Origin of the sequence: Haemophilus parainfluenzae ATCC 33392 (assembly GCF_031191205.1) — a bacterium.
Classification (GTDB): domain Bacteria; phylum Pseudomonadota; class Gammaproteobacteria; order Enterobacterales; family Pasteurellaceae; genus Haemophilus_D; species Haemophilus_D parainfluenzae.
In genome coordinates this window covers 682,395-701,449 of sequence record NZ_CP133470.1, presented here as the reverse complement: position 1 = coordinate 701,449, position 19,055 = coordinate 682,395, and the positions used below count along the sequence as shown (strand labels likewise).

Sequence of the window (19,055 nt, the reverse complement as noted above, 5' to 3'; positions counted from 1 at the left end):
GTTATTTCTCAGTGGTCAATTTGCGTTTAGTATGTGGTAAACCTTCAAGTTCTTCATCATTTAACACTTTTTCCACAACAGATTTCACTTGGTTATAACGATCTAAATAACTTGGTGATTCAATTTCAATGTAAGGCACTTTGTATTTATCCAACAATTTCTTCAATAACTGTTGGAATTGTTGACGTTGTTTTTGACTGCCTAGACTACGTAAGCCATCATCCACCCATTTTGTGTTATTTTTCAATAAGATTGTTACATCAAATGGGTATTCTTTGATCATGGAATCGAGGAAAGGATGCGCTTTGCCTTCGTATTGAATACAAAAAGCCTGCGTGGTAATGAAATCGGTATCAATAATCGCTACTTTATGGGCGTGACGTACGGCATAATCAATATAGCGTTGATGACCTAATGCCATTTGTGGATAGTCAGAATATTGCATGGCTTGCTCATCGCCACCTAATTTTTCAAAGACATATTCACGACCATATTCCCATGCAGAAGTGGTATTGAATACAGCAGCAAGCTTACTGACTAACACGCTTTTACCGCTACTTTCGCCACCTAAAATGGCAATGGTTTTGGCAAAGAACGGACGAACTTCTTTCGGAATGAACTTCCAATATTGGAAAGGTGTAGTACGAATTTTCGTTGCAGATACGTTAAAGAAAGAGCGGTCAGGATCCACTAAAGAAACTTCGAGACCTAAGTATTTTTCATATGGCGCTTTATCTTGTGGCTCACTACTAAATACCATCGTCGGGGTAAATTGTTTTTCTTCAAATAGATTTTTTACCGCTTCACTCCAAGCTTGCCAACCATTCGGATAACTTGGAATGCCATCCTCAACTAAATGATGAATAAAAATGTGATCGTTTTGATATTTAAAGATTTGTTGCATCCAACGAAGACGATCTTGTACCGTCGGCATACGCTTCATTTTACTATCATAAAACAGCTTTAAATCGCGTTCGGTATCGCTACAGACAATCACGTGAAGCTCATCCACTTTACTGAATGCTTCATAAATCATATTAATATGGCCGGTATGAACTGGGTAGAATTTCCCAAAAATCACACCCACTTTTTTATCGTGTTTGTTCGACATAATGTATCCTTCGCTAAATCGCCACCGCATAGTGACAGTATAGCCCTATTTTATGCAATCTTTGTGCAAATAAAAACATTTTTCATTGAATGATTTTTTACCGCGACATTTTGCGTTATACTACAGCCTGCATTCTCAGGGCAGGGTGAAATTCCCTACCGGTGGTGACAGCCCACGAGCACTTAAAAGCGCGGTCAATTTTGATTAAGTTTTTACAAAATTGTTTCGCTTTGTCCTTTTAAGGTTAGCAGATTTGGTGAAATTCCAAAGCCGACAGTATAGTCTGGATGAAAGAGAATAAAACGGATTGGGTTCCCAATTCCGTCCTATTTATTTGCATTTCTCAGCCCTGATTCTGGTTAATTTTAACGTAACAACAAAGGAAATTACGATGAATCAGTCAATTTTATCTGCATTTGGTGCGACCGGAGAAGAACGGGTGATTAACGCATTGAATGCATGCAAACAAGGCAATGGCGTATTGGTACTGGATGATGAAGATCGCGAAAATGAAGGCGATTTAATTTTCCCTGCAGAAACCATTACCCCAGAACAAATGGCAAAACTTATTCGTTATGGTAGCGGTATCGTGTGTTTATGTATCACCGATGAACAATGTAAACAGCTTGATTTGCCACCTATGGTTGAGCATAACAATAGCGTGAATAAAACCGCGTTTACCGTGACGATTGAAGCGGCAGAAGGTGTGTCAACAGGTGTATCGGCACAAGATCGTGTCACCACAATCAAAGCGGCGATTGCAGATCAGGCGAAACCGACAGATCTTCACCGTCCAGGACATGTTTTCCCATTACGTGCCGCAGAAGGTGGTGTTTTAACGCGTCGCGGTCATACTGAAGCCTCAGTTGATTTAGCGCGTTTAAGTGGTTTTAAACCGGCAGGGGTGATTTGTGAAATTACGAATGATGATGGCACTATGGCTCGCGCACCAGAAATTATCGAATTTGCGAAAAAATTTGGTTATGTAGTGTTAACAATTGAAGATTTAGTGGCGTATCGTCAAAAACATCATTGCTAATTAAATACTCAGAAAAAAAGTGCGGTCAGAAAATCTGTTAAATTCTGACCGCACTTTACATTTTATAGATTTAATTGGTTTCCACAAAGCTTAATGCCGTTTCAACCACTTCAATGCCCGCGCCTTGTTTAAAGGCATTTTCACTTAGATAGCGTCGCCATTGTCTTGCCCCTTTGCAGTTTTGAAATGCACCGAGCATATGTCGAACGATATGATTTAAATAAACGCCTTGGCTCAGTTGTTTTTCAATATAAGGGAACATGGCTTCCACCGCTTGTTTTGGTGTGACGATATCCGCATTAGCATCAAAAAGCATTTGATCAACATAGCCTAGCAACGATGGATTTTGATAAGCCTCACGCCCAACCATCACGCCATCCACAAATTGCAAATGATGTTTCATTTCTTCGATGGTTTTAATGCCGCCATTAATTGCAATGGTCAACTGCGGGAAGTCTTTCTTTAATTGATAAACGCGATCATAATCCAAAGGGGGAATCTCGCGATTCTCTTTTGGGCTTAATCCTGAAAGCCAGGCTTTTCGTGCGTGAACAATAAATTCTTGGCAACCTGCATGATGAACTTTTTTGATAAAGTCGCAGAGAAATTGATAGCTATCCAAATCATCAATGCCAATGCGGGTTTTCACAGTGACAGGAATATTCACGACACGTTGCATTTCAGCAATACATTCTGCTACTAAATCGGCTTTTGCCATTAAACATGCCCCAAACATGCCGTTTTGCACGCGATCGGAAGGGCAGCCGACATTCAGATTGATTTCATGATAGCCTCGTTCTTCGGCTAATTTGGCACAATGTTTTAGCTGTGCGGGGTCGCTTCCGCCAAGTTGTAAGGCAACCGGGTTTTCTTGCAAATCAAAATCTAAATGATCGTATTTCGCATGAATAATGGCGGGAGCTGTGACCATTTCAGTATAAAGCAACGCATTTTTACTAAATTGACGATGAAAATAGCGACAATGGCGAGTCGTCCAATCTAGCATTGGCGCAACGGAAAAGCGGCCACGATAAAAGTGCGGTTGGTTTTCTGACATTTTTTATTTCTCTTGAATCTCGTTACGGCGAAGATCTTCTGCTTGTTGTTCCTGCATTCGTTGACGGAAACGTCCAGCCGCAAAGTGGTAAAAAGGTTTCGGACTAAATTGGCGCGAAATTATGGAGGCAATGATACTGGAAATCAAGAGCCAAATCAGCACAGGTTGAGCCCCTGTCATTTCCATCACCACTACGCTGGCGGTCACAGGAGATTGTGTGCCGCCAGCTAAGAAGGCGGCCATACATAAAATGACCAAGAAACGTTGATCGACCATGCCGTTGCTGATTTCCCATAACATAGTGCCGATACCAGCACCGGTGGTGAGAGATGGGGTAAAAATCCCACCCGCAATGCCATTCCAATAAGTCGTAACCGTTGCGAAGAGTTTTAGTATCCCCACTTCAGGCGAAACGAGTTGTCCTTCTAATGCTCTTGCGACAACATCATAACCTGTTCCATAGGTTTGCCCTTCGCTGTAGGTCCCTATCGCGGCAAGTATTAAACCGAGCAATAAAGCAATGTAAATAGGGTGTTTGCGAATCCAATCACGCCATTTGAGTGGAGAGAGTCCCGCTAATCCTTTTGCAAGGAGTCGCCCAAATATACCACCCAGTACGCCACAAATTACGCCACAAATAGCAAGCCAAAGATATAAATAGGGAATAGCTGTTGCACCTTTATAGGCAGGAAAGTAAGGGCTATTGCCTTGAATCGCTACTAAAATAAAACCAGCCGCTAATACACCGAGCAATACGCGTCGCTCCCAGCGTAACATCACGCCTCGACCAAGTTCTTCGATGGCAAAAATTACCCCAGCTAAAGGCGCATTAAATGCGGCGGCAAGACCGCCTGCAGCACCCGTTGCGATAAGTTCATTCGTACTTAAGCCACGGAAAGCAAAGTTATATTTACGACAGAAATTTCCCCAAGCGAGCATGACTGCAGCACCCACTTGAACAGAAGGGCCTTCACGGCCAACAGACGCACCGATAACCATTGCAAAGAAAGTAAGTGGAATTTTCCAAATGGTTTGGCGAAATTTAACCAGTTTCGTTTTATAGCCATTGTAAGGAAGATTAATGGAGGCAATCACTTGTGGAATACCGCTGCCGCCAACATAAGGCGTGTATTTAGCGGTAAACCAGGTGAGAAAAGCAAGACCAAGCGGTAAAACGATCCAAACGGTGAGAGGGTATTTAGCAGACCAATAGGCATTAAATTCAAGTCCAATATCGGCTAGCTTGGCAAATCCAAAGGAAAAGAGGGCAACAAACGTCGCTCCAATCAGTAAACATACAAACTCGAGTGTTTTATGAGAGATACGATGCGTTTGTCGAAGCTTTTTGTGATAGAAATAACGTAAGTGAAAAATAAATGAACGTAACATAATGATTGCCAACAAAATAATTCTGTTTGAAATTATAAAACCCTCATCATAGACAGGCAATTGATTTGGCAAAGTGCGTTCTGTTTTATCTGAATTTTTTGCTAAGCGATCCTTTGCGATCCTATTTCTGTTTAAATATTGACAATGTTAGGCGAAACCATTAAAATTCAGCGTCTATTTCTTCTGTCTATTGGATGGAGAGATGGATTTTGTAACAAACATTCTATTATGAATAACATTTAAACTGGAGCTTTTTTAATGGCAACTATCAACCAGCTAGTACGCAAACCGCGTGTGAAAAAGGTTGTAAAAAGTAACGTTCCTGCATTAGAGGCTTGCCCGCAGAAACGTGGTGTGTGCACTCGTGTATACACAACTACACCTAAAAAACCGAACTCAGCATTACGTAAAGTATGTCGTATTCGTTTAACTAATGGCTTTGAAGTAACTTCTTACATTGGCGGCGAAGGTCACAACCTTCAAGAGCACAGTGTTGTGCTTATCCGTGGTGGTCGTGTTAAAGACTTACCAGGTGTTCGTTACCACACTGTACGCGGCGCATTAGACTGTGCAGGCGTTAAAGATCGTAAACAAGGTCGTTCTAAATACGGCGTTAAACGTCCTAAAGCTTAATGGAACTCCGTTAAGTAAGGCCAAACGTCTAAATTAGTAAAAATTTAAATCAGAAACTCCAGTATCACATTAGCTCACTTTAAAGTGCGGTTAATTTTTATAGAGTTTTGGATATCCTGAAGATTAAATATACGGAGAAATTCGCAATGCCACGTCGTCGTAGTGTTGAACCACGCAAGATTCTTCCAGATCCGAAGTTCGGTTCAGAGTTACTTGCAAAATTTATTAATGTATTAATGGTAGACGGTAAAAAATCCGTTGCTGAAACCATCGTTTACGGTGCGTTAGACAAACTTGCAGAACGCACAGGTAAAGAACCTTTAGAAGCATTTGAAATTGCACTTGAAAACGTTCGCCCAACTGTTGAGGTTAAATCTCGTCGTGTTGGTGGTTCTACTTACCAAGTGCCAGTTGAAGTACGTCCAGTTCGTCGTAACGCATTAGGTATGCGTTGGATCGTTGAAGCTGCACGTAAACGCGGTGATAAATCAATGGCTTTACGTCTTGCAAATGAATTATCTGATGCATCAGATAACAAAGGCGCAGCTGTGAAAAAACGTGAAGACGTTCACCGTATGGCTGAAGCTAACAAAGCATTTGCTCACTTCCGTTGGTAATACGCTTTTAAAATTTAAGGGCTTCATCCTCGATGAAGCCTTACCCTTATATAAACAGATATTAAACTTAACAAGGTTATAATAATGGCTCGTACAACCCCTATTGAAAGATATCGTAATATCGGTATTAGTGCGCACATTGATGCTGGTAAAACTACTACCACTGAACGTATCTTATTCTACACTGGTGTAAGTCACAAAATTGGTGAAGTACACGATGGTGCAGCAACAATGGACTGGATGGAACAAGAACAAGAGCGTGGTATTACCATTACCTCTGCGGCAACTACCGCATTCTGGTCTGGTATGTCACAACAGTTCCCACAACACCGTATCAACGTTATCGATACCCCGGGACACGTAGACTTTACTGTTGAAGTAGAACGTTCTATGCGTGTTCTTGATGGTGCGGTAATGGTTTACTGTGCAGTTGGTGGTGTTCAACCTCAGTCTGAAACTGTATGGCGTCAAGCTAACAAATATCAAGTTCCACGTATTGCGTTCGTAAACAAAATGGACCGTACTGGTGCTAACTTCTTACGTGTTGTTGAACAACTTAAAACTCGTTTAGGTGCGAATGCTGTTCCTCTTCAACTTCCAATCGGTGCAGAAGAAAGTTTCACTGGTGTTGTTGATTTGATCAAAATGAAAGCGATCAACTGGAACGAAGCTGACCAAGGTATGACCTTCACTTATGAAGATATTCCGGCAGATATGCAAGCAGCGTGTGAAGAATGGCGTCAAAACCTTGTTGATGCAGCAGCTGAAGCAACTGAAGAATTAATGGAAAAATATCTTGGTGGTGAAGACTTAAGCGAAGAAGAAATCAAAGCAGGTCTTCGTCAACGCGTATTAGCAAACGAAATCATCTTGGTAACTTGTGGTTCTGCATTCAAAAACAAAGGTGTTCAAGCGATGCTTGATGCAGTTGTTGAATACTTACCAGCACCAACTGATATTCCAGCAATCAAAGGTATCAACCCAGATGAAACTGAAGGTGAACGTCACGCAAGCGATGATGAGCCGTTCTCTTCATTAGCATTCAAAATTGCAACTGACCCATTCGTAGGTAACTTAACCTTCTTCCGTGTGTACTCAGGTGTAATTAACTCTGGTGATACAGTATTAAACTCTGTACGTCAAAAACGTGAACGTTTTGGTCGTATCGTACAGATGCACGCTAATAAACGTGAAGAAATCAAAGAAGTTCGTGCGGGCGATATCGCTGCAGCAATCGGTTTAAAAGATGTAACTACGGGTGATACATTATGTGCAATCGAAGCACCAATCATCCTTGAACGTATGGAATTCCCAGAGCCAGTAATCTCTGTAGCAGTAGAACCTAAAACTAAAGCTGACCAAGAAAAAATGGGTCTTGCGTTAGGTCGTCTAGCTCAAGAAGACCCTTCATTCCGTGTTCACACTGATGAAGAATCTGGTGAAACCATTATTTCTGGTATGGGTGAGTTACACTTAGACATCATCGTTGACCGTATGAAACGTGAGTTCAAAGTGGAAGCTAATATCGGTAAACCACAAGTATCTTACCGTGAAACTATCCGTACTCGTGTTAACGATGTGGAAGGTAAACACGCAAAACAATCTGGTGGTCGCGGTCAATATGGTCATGTTGTTATTGACTTATACCCATTAGATCCAGAAGGTCCTGGTTACGAATTTGTAAACGAAATCAAAGGTGGTGTAATCCCTGGTGAATACATTCCTGCAGTTGATAAAGGTATCCAAGAACAGCTTAAATCTGGTCCATTAGCGGGTTACCCAGTAGTAGATCTTGGTGTACGTTTACACTTCGGTTCATACCATGATGTTGACTCATCAGAATTAGCGTTTAAATTAGCGGCTTCTTTAGCATTTAAAGCAGCGTTCGCTAAAGCAAACCCAGTTCTACTTGAGCCAATCATGAAAGTTGAAGTAGAAACTCCACCTGAGTATGTGGGTGATGTAATCGGTGACTTAAGCCGTCGTCGTGCTATGGTTAACGGTCAAGAAGCGAACGAATTCGTTGTTAAAATCGATGCAGAAGTTCCACTTTCTGAAATGTTCGGTTATGCAACAGACTTACGTTCACAAACTCAAGGTCGTGCATCATACTCAATGGAACCGTTAAAATATGCTGAAGCGCCAACAAGTGTTGCTGCTGCAGTAATTGAAGCGCGTAAAAAATAATTTTTTGTAACAATCCGCTCTATAAGTCGAATGGCTTATAGAGCATTTTCTAGGAAACTAAACAAATGTCTAAAGAAAAATTTGAACGTACAAAACCGCACGTAAACGTGGGTACAATCGGCCACGTTGACCACGGTAAAACAACTTTAACAGCAGCAATCACAACCGTATTAGCAAAACACTACGGTGGTGCAGCTCGTGCATTCGACCAAATCGATAATGCGCCAGAAGAAAAAGCGCGTGGTATCACCATCAATACCTCACACGTTGAATACGATACTCCAACTCGTCACTATGCACACGTTGACTGCCCAGGACACGCGGACTATGTTAAAAACATGATTACCGGTGCGGCACAAATGGATGGTGCAATCTTAGTAGTAGCAGCGACAGATGGTCCTATGCCACAAACTCGTGAGCACATCTTATTAGGTCGCCAAGTAGGTGTACCTTACATCATCGTATTCTTAAACAAATGCGACATGGTAGATGACGAAGAGTTATTAGAATTAGTAGAAATGGAAGTTCGTGAACTTCTTTCTCAATATGATTTCCCAGGTGATGATACACCAATCGTACGTGGTTCTGCATTACAAGCATTAAACGGCGTTGCAGAATGGGAAGAAAAAATCCTTGAGTTAGCAAACCACTTAGATACTTACATTCCTGAACCAGAGCGTGCAATTGACCAGCCGTTCCTTCTTCCAATCGAAGACGTGTTCTCAATTTCAGGTCGTGGTACAGTAGTAACAGGTCGTGTTGAGCGTGGTATCATCCGCACTGGTGATGAAGTTGAAATCGTAGGTATCAAACCAACAGCGAAAACAACTGTAACTGGTGTTGAAATGTTCCGTAAATTACTTGACGAAGGTCGTGCAGGTGAGAACATTGGTGCATTATTACGTGGTACCAAACGTGAAGAAATCGAACGTGGTCAAGTATTAGCGAAACCAGGTTCAATCACTCCACACACAGACTTCGAATCAGAAGTTTACGTATTATCAAAAGATGAAGGTGGTCGTCACACTCCATTCTTCAAAGGTTACCGTCCACAATTCTATTTCCGTACAACTGACGTAACTGGTACAATTGAATTACCAGAAGGCGTGGAAATGGTAATGCCTGGTGATAACATCAAAATGACAGTAAGCTTAATCCACCCAATCGCGATGGACCAAGGTTTACGTTTCGCAATCCGTGAAGGTGGCCGTACAGTAGGTGCTGGCGTTGTTGCGAAAATCATCAAATAATTGATGTATTAACTGTAACAGTTAGATTAAGAAGGCGTATCGAAAGATACGCCTTTTTCTTTACCTGAAATATTGCAAAATTGTAATGAAATTTAAAATAAAAATATGAATATTCAGAAAAGATGAATATTGGTTAGGAAGAAAAGTGTGGCGGAAGGTCATGGGAGTTGAACCCACCCGGGAACGCTGGCGTCCCCAACAGGATTTGAAGTCCTGCCACCTCACCGGAGATGACGACCTTCCATTATTGAAATTGCGGTTACTTTAGCGTAAATTAGTTCGTAATTCAACGCCATTTTGAAATAGGAATTAAAAATGACCGCACTTTTTCAACAACTTCCTTCGGTAGATAAATTTTTAAAAACACCAGAAGGTGAAATGCTTTTAACTGAATTTGGTCATTCAGCCGTTGTACGTGAATTGCGCCAATTATTGTCTGAAGGACGCGAGTTTATCAAACAACACCAAAACTTACCGCACTTTTTTGCCGATCATCCGAGTACATTGCATTATTTACAAGAGCGATTAACTCAACAAAATCATGTGCAGATTAAATCAGTTCATAACTTAACGGGCACGGTATTACATACAAATTTAGGGCGAGCATTATGGGCTGAAAGTGCACAACAAGCGGCACTTCATGCGATGAAAGGTAACGTTGCGCTGGAATATGATTTGGAAGAAGGCAAACGCAGTCATCGAGATAATTATATTAGTGAACTACTTGCGCAACTCACAGGTGCAGAAGCTGCATGTATTGTGAATAATAATGCGGCAGCCGTGCTCTTGATGTTAGCCACCTTTGCAAAAGATAAAGAAGTGATTATTTCTCGTGGTGAGTTAATTGAAATCGGTGGCGCATTTCGCATCCCTGACATTATGGCTCAAGCCGGCTGTAAACTGGTTGAAGTCGGAACTACAAACCGCACACATTTGAAAGATTATCGTCAAGCAATTAATGAAAATACCGCCTTCTTAATGAAAGTACATTGCAGTAACTATCATATTAGTGGATTTACTGCTTCGGTTTCAGAACAAGAGTTGGTTGATCTTGGGCGAGAATTTGATATTCCTGTTATTACGGATCTGGGTAGTGGGGCATTGATTGATCTAAGCCAATATAATTTACCAAATGAGCCAACGGTACAAGAAAAAGTTGCACAAGGCGTAAACTTGGTGTCATTCTCGGGTGATAAATTATTGGGCGGAACACAAGCTGGCATTATTGTTGGTAAAAAAGAGTGGATTGCTCAGTTACAAGCTCATCCATTAAAGCGTGTATTACGTTGCGATAAAGTGATTTTAGCCGGACTTGAGGCAACATTGCGCCTTTATCTTCAGCCCGAAAAGCTTACTGAAACGTTGCCAACTTTGCATTTGCTTACCCAGTCAATGGATGTATTACAAGAAAAAGCGGAACAACTTAAAGCTTGTTTAGCAAATCGTTTAAAAGATTATCATGTAGAGATTGAAGAAAGTTTTGCTCAAATTGGGAGTGGTTCCCAACCAATGGCGACGATCCCTTCTTTTGCAGTGACGATTGCTGAAAAAACAGAAGCAAAATTGACCGCACTTTTAACAGTATTCAAAGCGTTAGAACAACCAATAATTGGTCGTGTTGAAAAAGGAAAGATTTGGTTAGATTTACGTAGCGTGGCTGACTTTAAAGCATTATTAGATACGGTGGAAAAATTATGATCATAGTAACATCAGGGCACGTCGATCATGGTAAAACAGCCCTTTTAAAAGCACTGACAGGTACGAATACCGCCCATTTGCCGGAAGAAAAAAAACGTGGCATGACCATTGATTTAGGCTATGCCTATTTGCCTTTAAAAGAGAAAGTGCTTGGATTTATTGATGTACCTGGCCATGAAAAGTTTCTCGCCAACATGTTGGCCGGGCTTGGTGGTGTGCATTATGCCATGCTTATTGTTGCAGCCGATGAAGGGATTGCCGCACAAACTAAAGAACACTTAGCGATTTTACGTCAGCTTCAATTTACTGAAATCATGGTGGTGATTACCAAGGCTGATCGAGCAACAGATGAGCAAATTGAGGCATTAAAAACACAAATTCAGACGGCTTATCCATTCTTAGCTGAATCTCATTATTTTATTACATCGGCACAAACAGGCTTAGGAATTGATTCGTTACGCGATTATTTAGCCAATTTACCTGAATTAGCTGAAATAGATAAACCATTCCGTTACGCCATCGACCGAGTCTTTAGCGTGAAAGGGGCGGGGACAGTGGTAACAGGGACTGCATTTGCGGGAACGGTGGCCATTGATGATGAACTCTTCCTTTCTACGGGACAAAAGGTTCGCGTAAAAAATATTCATGCTCAGAATAAACCGAGCGAAAAAGGCTTGGCTGGTCAACGCTTAGCGCTCAATTTAAACGTTGATTTAGATCGTATTCCAATGCAGCGTGGTGATTGGTTGTTAGCCTCAGAACCGCTTGAGCCAACCGATCGTATTACCATTGAAATTACACCTGAAGTAAATTTGAAAGACAGTCAGCCTGTACACATTTATCATGCGGCAAGCCGTACGACAGGTAAGCTTACCTTGCTTGAAAGCAAAAATGCAATGAAAAATGACCGCACTTTGGCAGAAGTTATTTTAGAACAGCCATTATTTTTAGCTTTTGGGGATAAATTAATTTTACGTAGTGGTGATGCGAAAGCGTTAATTGGTGGTGCCAAGGTACTCGAAATTCATTCACCAAAACGTTATAAGCGCACAGAGGCTCGCTTAGCGTTCTTAGCTAAACTTAATCAGGTTCAAACCGCCACACAACGCATCGGATTGACCTTACAAAAAGAGGCGATTTCAGCTCAAGCTTTAATGTGGAGTGAGCAACTAACCGAAAATCAATTGGCTGAAGCATTGGCCGAGAACGGCGATATCCGTTTCCAAAATTGGTGTTTTAATCGCGATTATCAACGTGAAAAAACGCAGCAAATTTTGACCGCACTTGCTACCTATCATGAGCAACATAATGATCAGCTAGGTTTGAGTAAGGCCCGCTTATACCGTATTGCGACACTAAACCAACCGGAAAATCTGATTTATCATTTTATTGAAGAAATGCTTGATGAAGGCCAATTGCAGCAGACTCGTGGTTGGTTACATTTGCCTTCTCACAAAATCCAATTTTCAGCCGAAGAACAAAGCTTATGGCAAGCGGTGTTAGCTGAATTTGAGAAAGCGCATGGTCAAGCCATTTGGGTGCGTGATATGGCAACAGCCTTGGCGCAAGATGAAAGTGTGATGCGTAATTTTATGTATAAAGCGGGTAAATTGGGCTATCTTACGCCAATCGTAAAAGATCGTTTTTTCCTAACTGAAAGCATTTATGCTTATGCTCGGTTAATTAAGGAAATAGCAGGCGAAGAAGGTAAAGTTGCCGTAAATGAATTACGTGATAAACTGAACTTCGGTCGAAAACTGACAGTGCAATTAATGGAATATTTTGACCGTACCGGTTTTTTACGCCGCAAAGGCAATGATCACATTCTACGTGATAAAGATACATTTGATTTATAGGATAACATATGAAAAAGACATTCATTTCAGCCTTAATTTTAACTGCACTTTTTACTGTAACAGGTTGCGAAGATAAAGAAGCGAAAGCAATGATTGAGCAACAAACACAGACAATTGCGCAATTGACGGCAGAAAATACGCAATTAAAAGCTGAAAAAGAAAAGGCAGAAAAGGTTATTCCTGCTATTTTTGCGGAAAAAGACGTTATTTTTGAAAAAGTAGAAAAAATTAAATATACCCCATCGCAAGAACGTTGGTTTGAGCGTGATGAGGTAGAAATCGATATTAGTCTCTTAGGATTAAAAACGAATATAGATTGGTTAGATGAGCTGTTATGGTCAGAATTGGTTAAAAAGGAATTCGGAGAAAATGCATCTAAAACGCGAGACCAGGTGGTAAGTGAATACCAAATAAATTTTAATGATGTAAAAGCATCCTTAGAAAAAGAACCTGAGCTAGGTTTCTCTCGTAATTCTTGGATGACATTTGTTGGTCAAAAAGAAAAATTAGCGACTTTTGCTATGGGGTATTATAGCTATACTGGGGGGGCACATGGTCTTGAGGGGAACGAATATTTAACTGTAGATATGACTACACATAAAGTACTGACGCTTTCTGATATTATTGATCAGAAAAAGCTCCCTGAGGTTAAAGAATTATTGTGGAGTTTTTATACGAATTTTGGCTCTACTAAAGATGAGGATGCGTTTACGAAAAAAACAGATTTTGATGTTTCTGAGAATTTCTATCTTGCACACGATGGTATCCATTTCATTTATCACGAGTATGAAATTGCTTCGTATGCCGAGGGCGAGCAAGATTTAGTAATTCCATGGGCTTGGCTACAACGTGAAAATTTATTAACTTCAGATTTTGTAAAACAGAAGTATTATGATTTAGGATACACAGCACCAGTAAAAGGGTAATCAACGTGCGGTCAATAATGGCCGCATTTTTATTGGCCTTTTTTCACCCAGTATTTAAAAGGGGTGTCTTGGGTTTCACTCGCTAAAAGCGTATGTTCCATAAATTGGCAGAAGCTAGGAATATCGCGAGTCGTGGCAGGATCGTCCGCTAAAATAAGCAATACTTCACCTTCATTCATGTGGCGAATGTTTTTTCTCACGAGCATTACAGGTTCTGGACAACGTAAACCAACGGTATCAAGGGTTTTATTGACAGTAATTTCAGTCATTGTTATTCATTAGTTTTATTGAAATTGAGCTACATCATACAATAATTATGGGGAAATTTCGATAAATCCGCTATCAATGATAAACTACGCAACAAATTTACTTGAATAATATTCCATGGCTGAATACCTTATCCCCAAAAGTGCGATCGTTTTTGAAGAAGAAATTAAGAAAAGTCGATTTATCACGTATTTGCAACATACGGAAGGACTTGAACAAGCCAAAGCTTTTTGGGCAGAAATTAAAGCGCAGCACCCTAATGCCCGCCATCATTGTTGGGCGGCAGTGGCCGGCAAGCCAACGGATTCTCAACAATTAGGCTTTTCCGATGACGGTGAGCCAGCAGGTACTGCAGGGAAACCGATGCTATCCGCTTTGCAAGGTAGCCAAATCGGTGAGATTAGTGCCGTAGTTGTTCGTTATTATGGTGGCATTTTATTAGGCACTGGCGGTTTAGTTCGTGCTTATGGAAATGGTGTTCAGCAAGCTTTAAAATTATTAGAAACTGAACGAAAAGTAGAACGTCAGTTATTTCAAGTTCATTGTGATTATGCACAATTAAATTGGATCCAAATTTTATGTGAACAGCATAAAATTGAAATTTATCAGCAAGATTTTCAAGTGCAGATTACATTGCAGTTAGGCATTAGTGAAGATCAAATTAAACCTTTTGAACAAGCATTAATTGAGCGTTCTGCAGGAACGTTGAAATTAGAAGAAATGAATTAAGCGAGATATTGTGCATATTTTATCCATTATTCGGATTATCGGCATTTTGATCATGTGTTTTTCCGGCACAATGCTGATTCCAGCCTTCGTGGCGCTTATTTATGGCGATGGCGGCGGTAAAGCGTTTATGCAAGCTTTTGCATTAAGCTTAACCGTGGGCATGTTGCTTTGGTGGCCTTGTCATCACCATAAACAAGAACTGCGATCTCGAGATGGTTTCTTAATTGTGGTGGCATTTTGGTTCGTTCTGGGCGGTCTAGCAACCTTGCCATTGCTATTATTTGATTCACCTCATTTAACAGTGGCTTCCGCCGTATTTGAGGCGTTTTCCGGGTTAACAACCACGGGTGCCACCGTCATGACAGGATTAGATAATTTACCGAAAGCCATTCTGTTTTATCGTCAATTCCTACAATGGTTAGGCGGGATGGGGATCATCGTACTCGCGATTGCAATTATTCCTTTATTAGGTATTGGCGGAATGCAGTTATACCGTGCGGAAATGTCAGGCCCAATGAAAGATCAGAAAATTCAGCCACGGATAGCTGAAACGGCAAAGGCGTTGTGGTTTGTTTATTTCTTTTTAACCATGTCTTGTGCTTTGGCTTATTGGTTAGCAGGCATGACACCGTTCGATGCGATTACACATAGTTTCTCGACGGTATCCATTGGTGGTTTTTCTACTCATGATGCCAGTATCGGCTACTTTAATAGTTCGGCGATTAATTTTATCACGATCATTTTCTTGTGGATTTCAGCTTGTAACTTCGCATTGCACTTCAGAGCATTTTCGACTTTAGGACGAGAAAATATTTTGAAGATTTATACAAAAGATCCAGAATTCCGATTCTTTATGAGTATTCAAATTTTACTTATCGTGGTTTGTACATTAGTGATGATAAGCCATCAATATTTTGATTCCTCATGGCAAGATTTTGAGCAAGTCGTATTCCAAGCGGTATCGATCTCAACAACAACAGGTTACACCACATCAAATTTCGCTGAATGGCCTTCTTTTGTGCCAATGTTATTAATTATTGCGTCTTTTATTGGGGGCTGTGCTGGCTCAGTTGGTGGCGGTTTGCGTGTTGCGCGGATTTTAGTGTTATATCTTCAAGGTGCGAGAGAGCTAAAACGATTTGTTCACCCAAATTTAGTGTATCCAATTAAATGGGGTCAAAATGTTCTTGATGAACGTGTGATTGGAAGTATTTGGGCCTTTTTCTCAGCATATCTATTGGTATTCACTATTTGTTTATTAAGTGTGATTGCATGTGGTGTCGAACCTTTTGATGCCTTTAATGCGGTATTAGCAAGTATTAATAACCTTGGACCGGGATTAGGTTCAGTAAGCAGTAATATGACGGCGATGCCCGATAGTGCTAAATGGGTACTCACCATTGCGATGGTATGCGGTCGTTTAGAAATTTTCACATTATTGGCGCTCTTCACACCAGCGTTTTGGAAGGCATAATGAAAATATTAATTTTATATTCAAGCCGTGATGGACAAACTAAAAAGATTGCTGAATTTATGGCTCAGCATCTTGAAGGAGAAGTGGTGGTTTCACCGTTAATGGAGGAGCAGGATCTTCAAGTTTTTGATCGCGTGATTATTGGGGCATCCGTTCGTTATGGTCACTTTAATAAACAGGTATATCGTTTTGTAGAACGCCATCACGAATTATTGAATGCAAAAAGTGCGGTCTTTTTTGGTGTAGGTTTAACCGCGAGAAAAGAAGGAAAAGATACGCCAGAGGGAAATGTCTATGTGCGTAAGTTCCTTCAACACATAAAATGGACTCCGGTAAAAGTCGGCGTGTTTGCAGGTGCGTTGCTATATCCACGCTATAAATGGATTGATCGTGTCATGATTCAATTGATTATGAAAATTACAAATGGCGAAACGGATACGACCAAAGAAATTGAATATACCGATTGGGAAAAAGTAAAGGCATTTGCGGAAAGCCTGAATTCCTTGAATAAGACATCATAAAAATTGTGTTTTTAGGGCGATTTGATTAAAAGATCTTCAACCGATAAAAAATTTACATTTTTTTACAAAAAGAGCTTGCAAAGGCATCTGAAATGCCTATAATACGCCCCACACAACGACGCGCTGTTGTGACTATTAAGAAAAAACCAGTGCGTCGTTCTTTTTTGCTCTTTAACAATATATCAGACAATCTGTGTGGGCACTTGTTGATTGACTTGTTTTAAAAATATTTTTTAATTTTGAAGTCTTAATAGGTGCTAACTAGAAATTCATAATACTTTTTAAGTAGTGACATTTTATGTCAGCAGTATTGAGCGATTGAACTTGAATTGAAGAGTTTGATCATGGCTCAGATTGAACGCTGGCGGCAGGCTTAACACATGCAAGTCGAACGGTAACATGAAGAAGCTTGCTTCTTTGATGACGAGTGGCGGACGGGTGAGTAATGCTTGGGAATCTAGCTTATGGAGGGGGATAACTACGGGAAACTGTAGCTAATACCGCGTAGTATCGGAAGATGAAAGTGTGGGACCTTCGGGCCACATGCCATAGGATGAGCCCAAGTGGGATTAGGTAGTTGGTGAGGTAAAGGCTCACCAAGCCGACGATCTCTAGCTGGTCTGAGAGGATGACCAGCCACACTGGGACTGAGACACGGCCCAGACTCCTACGGGAGGCAGCAGTGGGGAATATTGCGCAATGGGGGCAACCCTGACGCAGCCATGCCGCGTGAATGAAGAAGGCCTTCGGGTTGTAAAGTTCTTTCGGTAGCGAGGAAGGCATTTAGTTTAATAGACTAGGTGATTGACGTTAACTACAGAAGAAGCACCGGCTAACTCCGTGCCAGCAGCCGCGGTAATACGGAGGGTGCGAGCGTTAATCGGAATAACTGGGCGTAAAGGGCACGCAGGCGGTGACTTAAGTGAGGTGTGAAAGCCCCGGGCTTAACCTGGGAATTGCATTTCATACTGGGTCGCTAGAGTACTTTAGGGAGGGGTAGAATTCCACGTGTAGCGGTGAAATGCGTAGAGATGTGGAGGAATACCGAAGGCGAAGGCAGCCCCTTGGGAATGTACTGACGCTCATGTGCGAAAGCGTGGGGAGCAAACAGGATTAGATACCCTGGTAGTCCACGCTGTAAACGATGTCGATTTGGGGGTTGAGCTTTAAGCTTGGCGCCCGTAGCTAACGTGATAAATCGACCGCCTGGGGAGTACGGCCGCAAGGTTAAAACTCAAATGAATTGACGGGGGCCCGCACAAGCGGTGGAGCATGTGGTTTAATTCGATGCAACGCGAAGAACCTTACCTACTCTTGACATCCAGAGAACATTCCAGAGATGGATTGGTGCCTTCGGGAACTCTGAGACAGGTGCTGCATGGCTGTCGTCAGCTCGTGTTGTGAAATGTTGGGTTAAGTCCCGCAACGAGCGCAACCCTTATCCTTTGTTGCCAGCGATTCGGTCGGGAACTCAAAGGAGACTGCCGGTGATAAACCGGAGGAAGGTGGGGATGACGTCAAGTCATCATGGCCCTTACGAGTAGGGCTACACACGTGCTACAATGGCGTATACAGAGGGAAGCGAGAGTGCGAGCTGGAGCGAATCTCACAAAGTACGTCTAAGTCCGGATTGGAGTCTGCAACTCGACTCCATGAAGTCGGAATCGCTAGTAATCGCAAATCAGAATGTTGCGGTGAATACGTTCCCGGGCCTTGTACACACCGCCCGTCACACCATGGGAGTGGGTTGTACCAGAAGTAGATAGCTTAACCTTCGGGGGGGCGTTTACCACGGTATGATTCATGACTGGGGTGAAGTCGTAACAAGGTAACCGTAGGGGAACCTGCGGTTGGATCACCTCCTTACCAAAAACGAGAGACAATAAGTGTCCACACAGATTGATTGATATATTGTAGACAATATCGAGCAGAAAGCCGTTATTCCCTTGGGTCTGTAGCTCAGGTGGTTAGAGCGCACCCCTGATAAGGGTGAGGTCGGTGGTTCAAGTCCACTCAGACCCACCACTCAAACTGAGTGAGTGATGAAGGTGAATAAGGTGATAAATAAACGATGACATGGGGATATAGCTCAGCTGGGAGAGCGCCTGCCTTGCACGCAGGAGGTCAGCGGTTCGATCCCGCTTATCTCCACCACTTATCATCGTTAAGTAAATTGACTGATTTAATGCTTAAAGTGCTTTAATGAGTTTATTTAACGATGATAACTGAAAATGTTATTTCTGTTCTTTAACAACCAGGAAACAAGCTGAAAAACTGAAGAGACTTTCAAGTCCTTTTAAA

The 19,055-nt window shown here is 41.6% G+C and carries 15 protein-coding genes, 3 tRNA genes, 1 rRNA gene and 1 riboswitch; of the genes, 14 read left to right on the top strand and 5 right to left on the bottom strand.

The annotated features are described in order from the left end of the window. Nucleotide 1: 1 nt before the first annotated feature. Nucleotides 2–1,111: a multifunctional transcriptional regulator/nicotinamide-nucleotide adenylyltransferase/ribosylnicotinamide kinase NadR gene (gene nadR / locus RDV53_RS03395; protein WP_032822505.1), complete on the bottom strand. Its 1,110-nt coding sequence runs from the start codon at nt 1,109–1,111 to the stop codon at nt 2–4. Between the two features lie 127 nt (nt 1,112–1,238). After that, nucleotides 1,239–1,414: riboswitch (FMN riboswitch) on the top strand. A gap of 88 nt (nt 1,415–1,502) precedes the next feature. Between nadR and ribB the strand changes: the two genes are divergently transcribed. After that, complete coding sequence (gene ribB / locus RDV53_RS03390) at nt 1,503–2,150, top strand: 3,4-dihydroxy-2-butanone-4-phosphate synthase (RefSeq protein ID WP_005694820.1); 648 nt, start codon at nt 1,503–1,505, stop codon at nt 2,148–2,150. A gap of 70 nt (nt 2,151–2,220) precedes the next feature. On the opposite strand, the gene dusA is transcribed toward ribB, so the two are convergent. Together dusA and RDV53_RS03380 are read right to left on the bottom strand one after the other, a co-directional pair. Next, nucleotides 2,221–3,207 carry a tRNA dihydrouridine(20/20a) synthase DusA gene (gene dusA / locus RDV53_RS03385; protein WP_005694819.1) on the bottom strand — a complete coding sequence of 329 codons (987 nt, stop codon included), beginning with the start codon at nt 3,205–3,207 and terminating at the stop codon, nt 2,221–2,223. 3 nt (nt 3,208–3,210) lie between these two features. Beyond that, nucleotides 3,211–4,596 carry a chloride channel protein gene (locus RDV53_RS03380; protein WP_005694818.1) on the bottom strand — a complete coding sequence of 462 codons (1,386 nt, stop codon included), beginning with the start codon at nt 4,594–4,596 and terminating at the stop codon, nt 3,211–3,213. Nucleotides 4,597–4,854: 258 nt separating this feature from the next. Here RDV53_RS03380 and rpsL point away from each other — a divergent pair, with 258 nt between their 5' ends. From rpsL to tuf, 4 genes are all read left to right on the top strand, one after another. Then, nucleotides 4,855–5,229, top strand: coding sequence for a 30S ribosomal protein S12 (gene rpsL / locus RDV53_RS03375; protein ID WP_005543325.1), 375 nt, complete (start codon nt 4,855–4,857; stop codon nt 5,227–5,229). 146 nt (nt 5,230–5,375) lie between these two features. After that, nucleotides 5,376–5,846, top strand: coding sequence for a 30S ribosomal protein S7 (gene rpsG, locus RDV53_RS03370; protein WP_005699184.1), 471 nt, complete (start codon nt 5,376–5,378; stop codon nt 5,844–5,846). Between the two features lie 84 nt (nt 5,847–5,930). After that, nucleotides 5,931–8,033, top strand: a complete 2,103-nt coding sequence (gene fusA, locus RDV53_RS03365) for an elongation factor G (protein WP_005694816.1) — start codon at nt 5,931–5,933, stop codon at nt 8,031–8,033. Nucleotides 8,034–8,098: 65 nt separating this feature from the next. Continuing rightward, on the top strand, nt 8,099–9,283 hold the full coding sequence (tuf, locus tag RDV53_RS03360; protein WP_005635637.1) for an elongation factor Tu: 1,185 nt from the start codon (nt 8,099–8,101) through the stop codon (nt 9,281–9,283). Nucleotides 9,284–9,431: 148 nt separating this feature from the next. Here the strand turns inward: tuf and RDV53_RS03355 are convergent. Beyond that, nucleotides 9,432–9,526: transfer RNA gene (locus RDV53_RS03355), tRNA-Sec, on the bottom strand. A gap of 72 nt (nt 9,527–9,598) precedes the next feature. Between RDV53_RS03355 and selA the strand changes: the two genes are divergently transcribed. The 3 genes from selA to RDV53_RS03340 are packed head-to-tail and all read left to right on the top strand — an operon-like array spanning nt 9,599 to nt 13,763. Continuing rightward, entirely contained in the window at nt 9,599–10,981 is a 1,383-nt protein-coding gene (gene selA, locus RDV53_RS03350) for an L-seryl-tRNA(Sec) selenium transferase (RefSeq protein ID WP_005694815.1), read from the top strand. Beyond that, a complete protein-coding gene (gene selB / locus RDV53_RS03345) occupies nt 10,978–12,837 on the top strand; it encodes a selenocysteine-specific translation elongation factor (protein ID WP_005694814.1) in 1,860 nt (619 codons plus the stop codon). The genes selA and selB overlap by 4 nt, the downstream gene beginning before the upstream one ends. An 8-nt stretch (nt 12,838–12,845) precedes the next feature. Further along, nucleotides 12,846–13,763 (top strand): RsiV family protein, encoded by a 918-nt coding sequence (locus tag RDV53_RS03340; RefSeq protein ID WP_005694812.1) that lies wholly within the window; start codon nt 12,846–12,848, stop codon nt 13,761–13,763. A gap of 29 nt (nt 13,764–13,792) precedes the next feature. Here the strand turns inward: RDV53_RS03340 and tusA are convergent, their stop codons facing one another. Continuing rightward, entirely contained in the window at nt 13,793–14,032 is a 240-nt protein-coding gene (gene tusA, locus RDV53_RS03335; protein WP_005694811.1) for a sulfurtransferase TusA, read from the bottom strand. 115 nt (nt 14,033–14,147) lie between these two features. Here tusA and RDV53_RS03330 point away from each other — a divergent pair, with 115 nt between their 5' ends. The 6 genes from RDV53_RS03330 to RDV53_RS03305 all read left to right on the top strand — a co-directional run bounded on the left by RDV53_RS03330 (nt 14,148) and on the right by RDV53_RS03305 (nt 18,908). Next, a complete protein-coding gene (locus RDV53_RS03330) occupies nt 14,148–14,759 on the top strand; it encodes a YigZ family protein (protein WP_005694810.1) in 612 nt (203 codons plus the stop codon). 10 nt (nt 14,760–14,769) lie between these two features. After that, nucleotides 14,770–16,233 (top strand): TrkH family potassium uptake protein, encoded by a 1,464-nt coding sequence (locus RDV53_RS03325; RefSeq protein ID WP_032822573.1) that lies wholly within the window; start codon nt 14,770–14,772, stop codon nt 16,231–16,233. Further along, complete coding sequence (gene hemG / locus RDV53_RS03320) at nt 16,233–16,754, top strand: menaquinone-dependent protoporphyrinogen IX dehydrogenase (protein ID WP_005694808.1); 522 nt, start codon at nt 16,233–16,235, stop codon at nt 16,752–16,754. Before RDV53_RS03325 ends, hemG begins: the two co-directional genes overlap by 1 nt. A gap of 326 nt (nt 16,755–17,080) precedes the next feature. Further along, nucleotides 17,081–18,620 (top strand): 16S ribosomal RNA (locus tag RDV53_RS03315). Between the two features lie 82 nt (nt 18,621–18,702). Next, nucleotides 18,703–18,779, top strand: a tRNA-Ile gene (locus tag RDV53_RS03310). A gap of 53 nt (nt 18,780–18,832) precedes the next feature. Beyond that, a tRNA-Ala gene (locus tag RDV53_RS03305) sits at nt 18,833–18,908 on the top strand. Nucleotides 18,909–19,055 lie beyond the last annotated feature (147 nt).

Coding starts and splice junctions, on each gene's coding strand:
- nadR (WP_032822505.1), bottom strand. CDS start 1,111: ATGTCGAACAAACACGATAAAAAAGTGGGTGTGATTTTTGGGAAATTC.
- ribB (WP_005694820.1), top strand. CDS start 1,503: ATGAATCAGTCAATTTTATCTGCATTTGGTGCGACCGGAGAAGAACGG.
- dusA (WP_005694819.1), bottom strand. CDS start 3,207: ATGTCAGAAAACCAACCGCACTTTTATCGTGGCCGCTTTTCCGTTGCG.
- RDV53_RS03380 (WP_005694818.1), bottom strand. CDS start 4,596: ATGTTACGTTCATTTATTTTTCACTTACGTTATTTCTATCACAAAAAG.
- rpsL (WP_005543325.1), top strand. CDS start 4,855: ATGGCAACTATCAACCAGCTAGTACGCAAACCGCGTGTGAAAAAGGTT.
- rpsG (WP_005699184.1), top strand. CDS start 5,376: ATGCCACGTCGTCGTAGTGTTGAACCACGCAAGATTCTTCCAGATCCG.
- fusA (WP_005694816.1), top strand. CDS start 5,931: ATGGCTCGTACAACCCCTATTGAAAGATATCGTAATATCGGTATTAGT.
- tuf (WP_005635637.1), top strand. CDS start 8,099: ATGTCTAAAGAAAAATTTGAACGTACAAAACCGCACGTAAACGTGGGT.
- selA (WP_005694815.1), top strand. CDS start 9,599: ATGACCGCACTTTTTCAACAACTTCCTTCGGTAGATAAATTTTTAAAA.
- selB (WP_005694814.1), top strand. CDS start 10,978: ATGATCATAGTAACATCAGGGCACGTCGATCATGGTAAAACAGCCCTT.
- RDV53_RS03340 (WP_005694812.1), top strand. CDS start 12,846: ATGAAAAAGACATTCATTTCAGCCTTAATTTTAACTGCACTTTTTACT.
- tusA (WP_005694811.1), bottom strand. CDS start 14,032: ATGACTGAAATTACTGTCAATAAAACCCTTGATACCGTTGGTTTACGT.
- RDV53_RS03330 (WP_005694810.1), top strand. CDS start 14,148: ATGGCTGAATACCTTATCCCCAAAAGTGCGATCGTTTTTGAAGAAGAA.
- hemG (WP_005694808.1), top strand. CDS start 16,233: ATGAAAATATTAATTTTATATTCAAGCCGTGATGGACAAACTAAAAAG.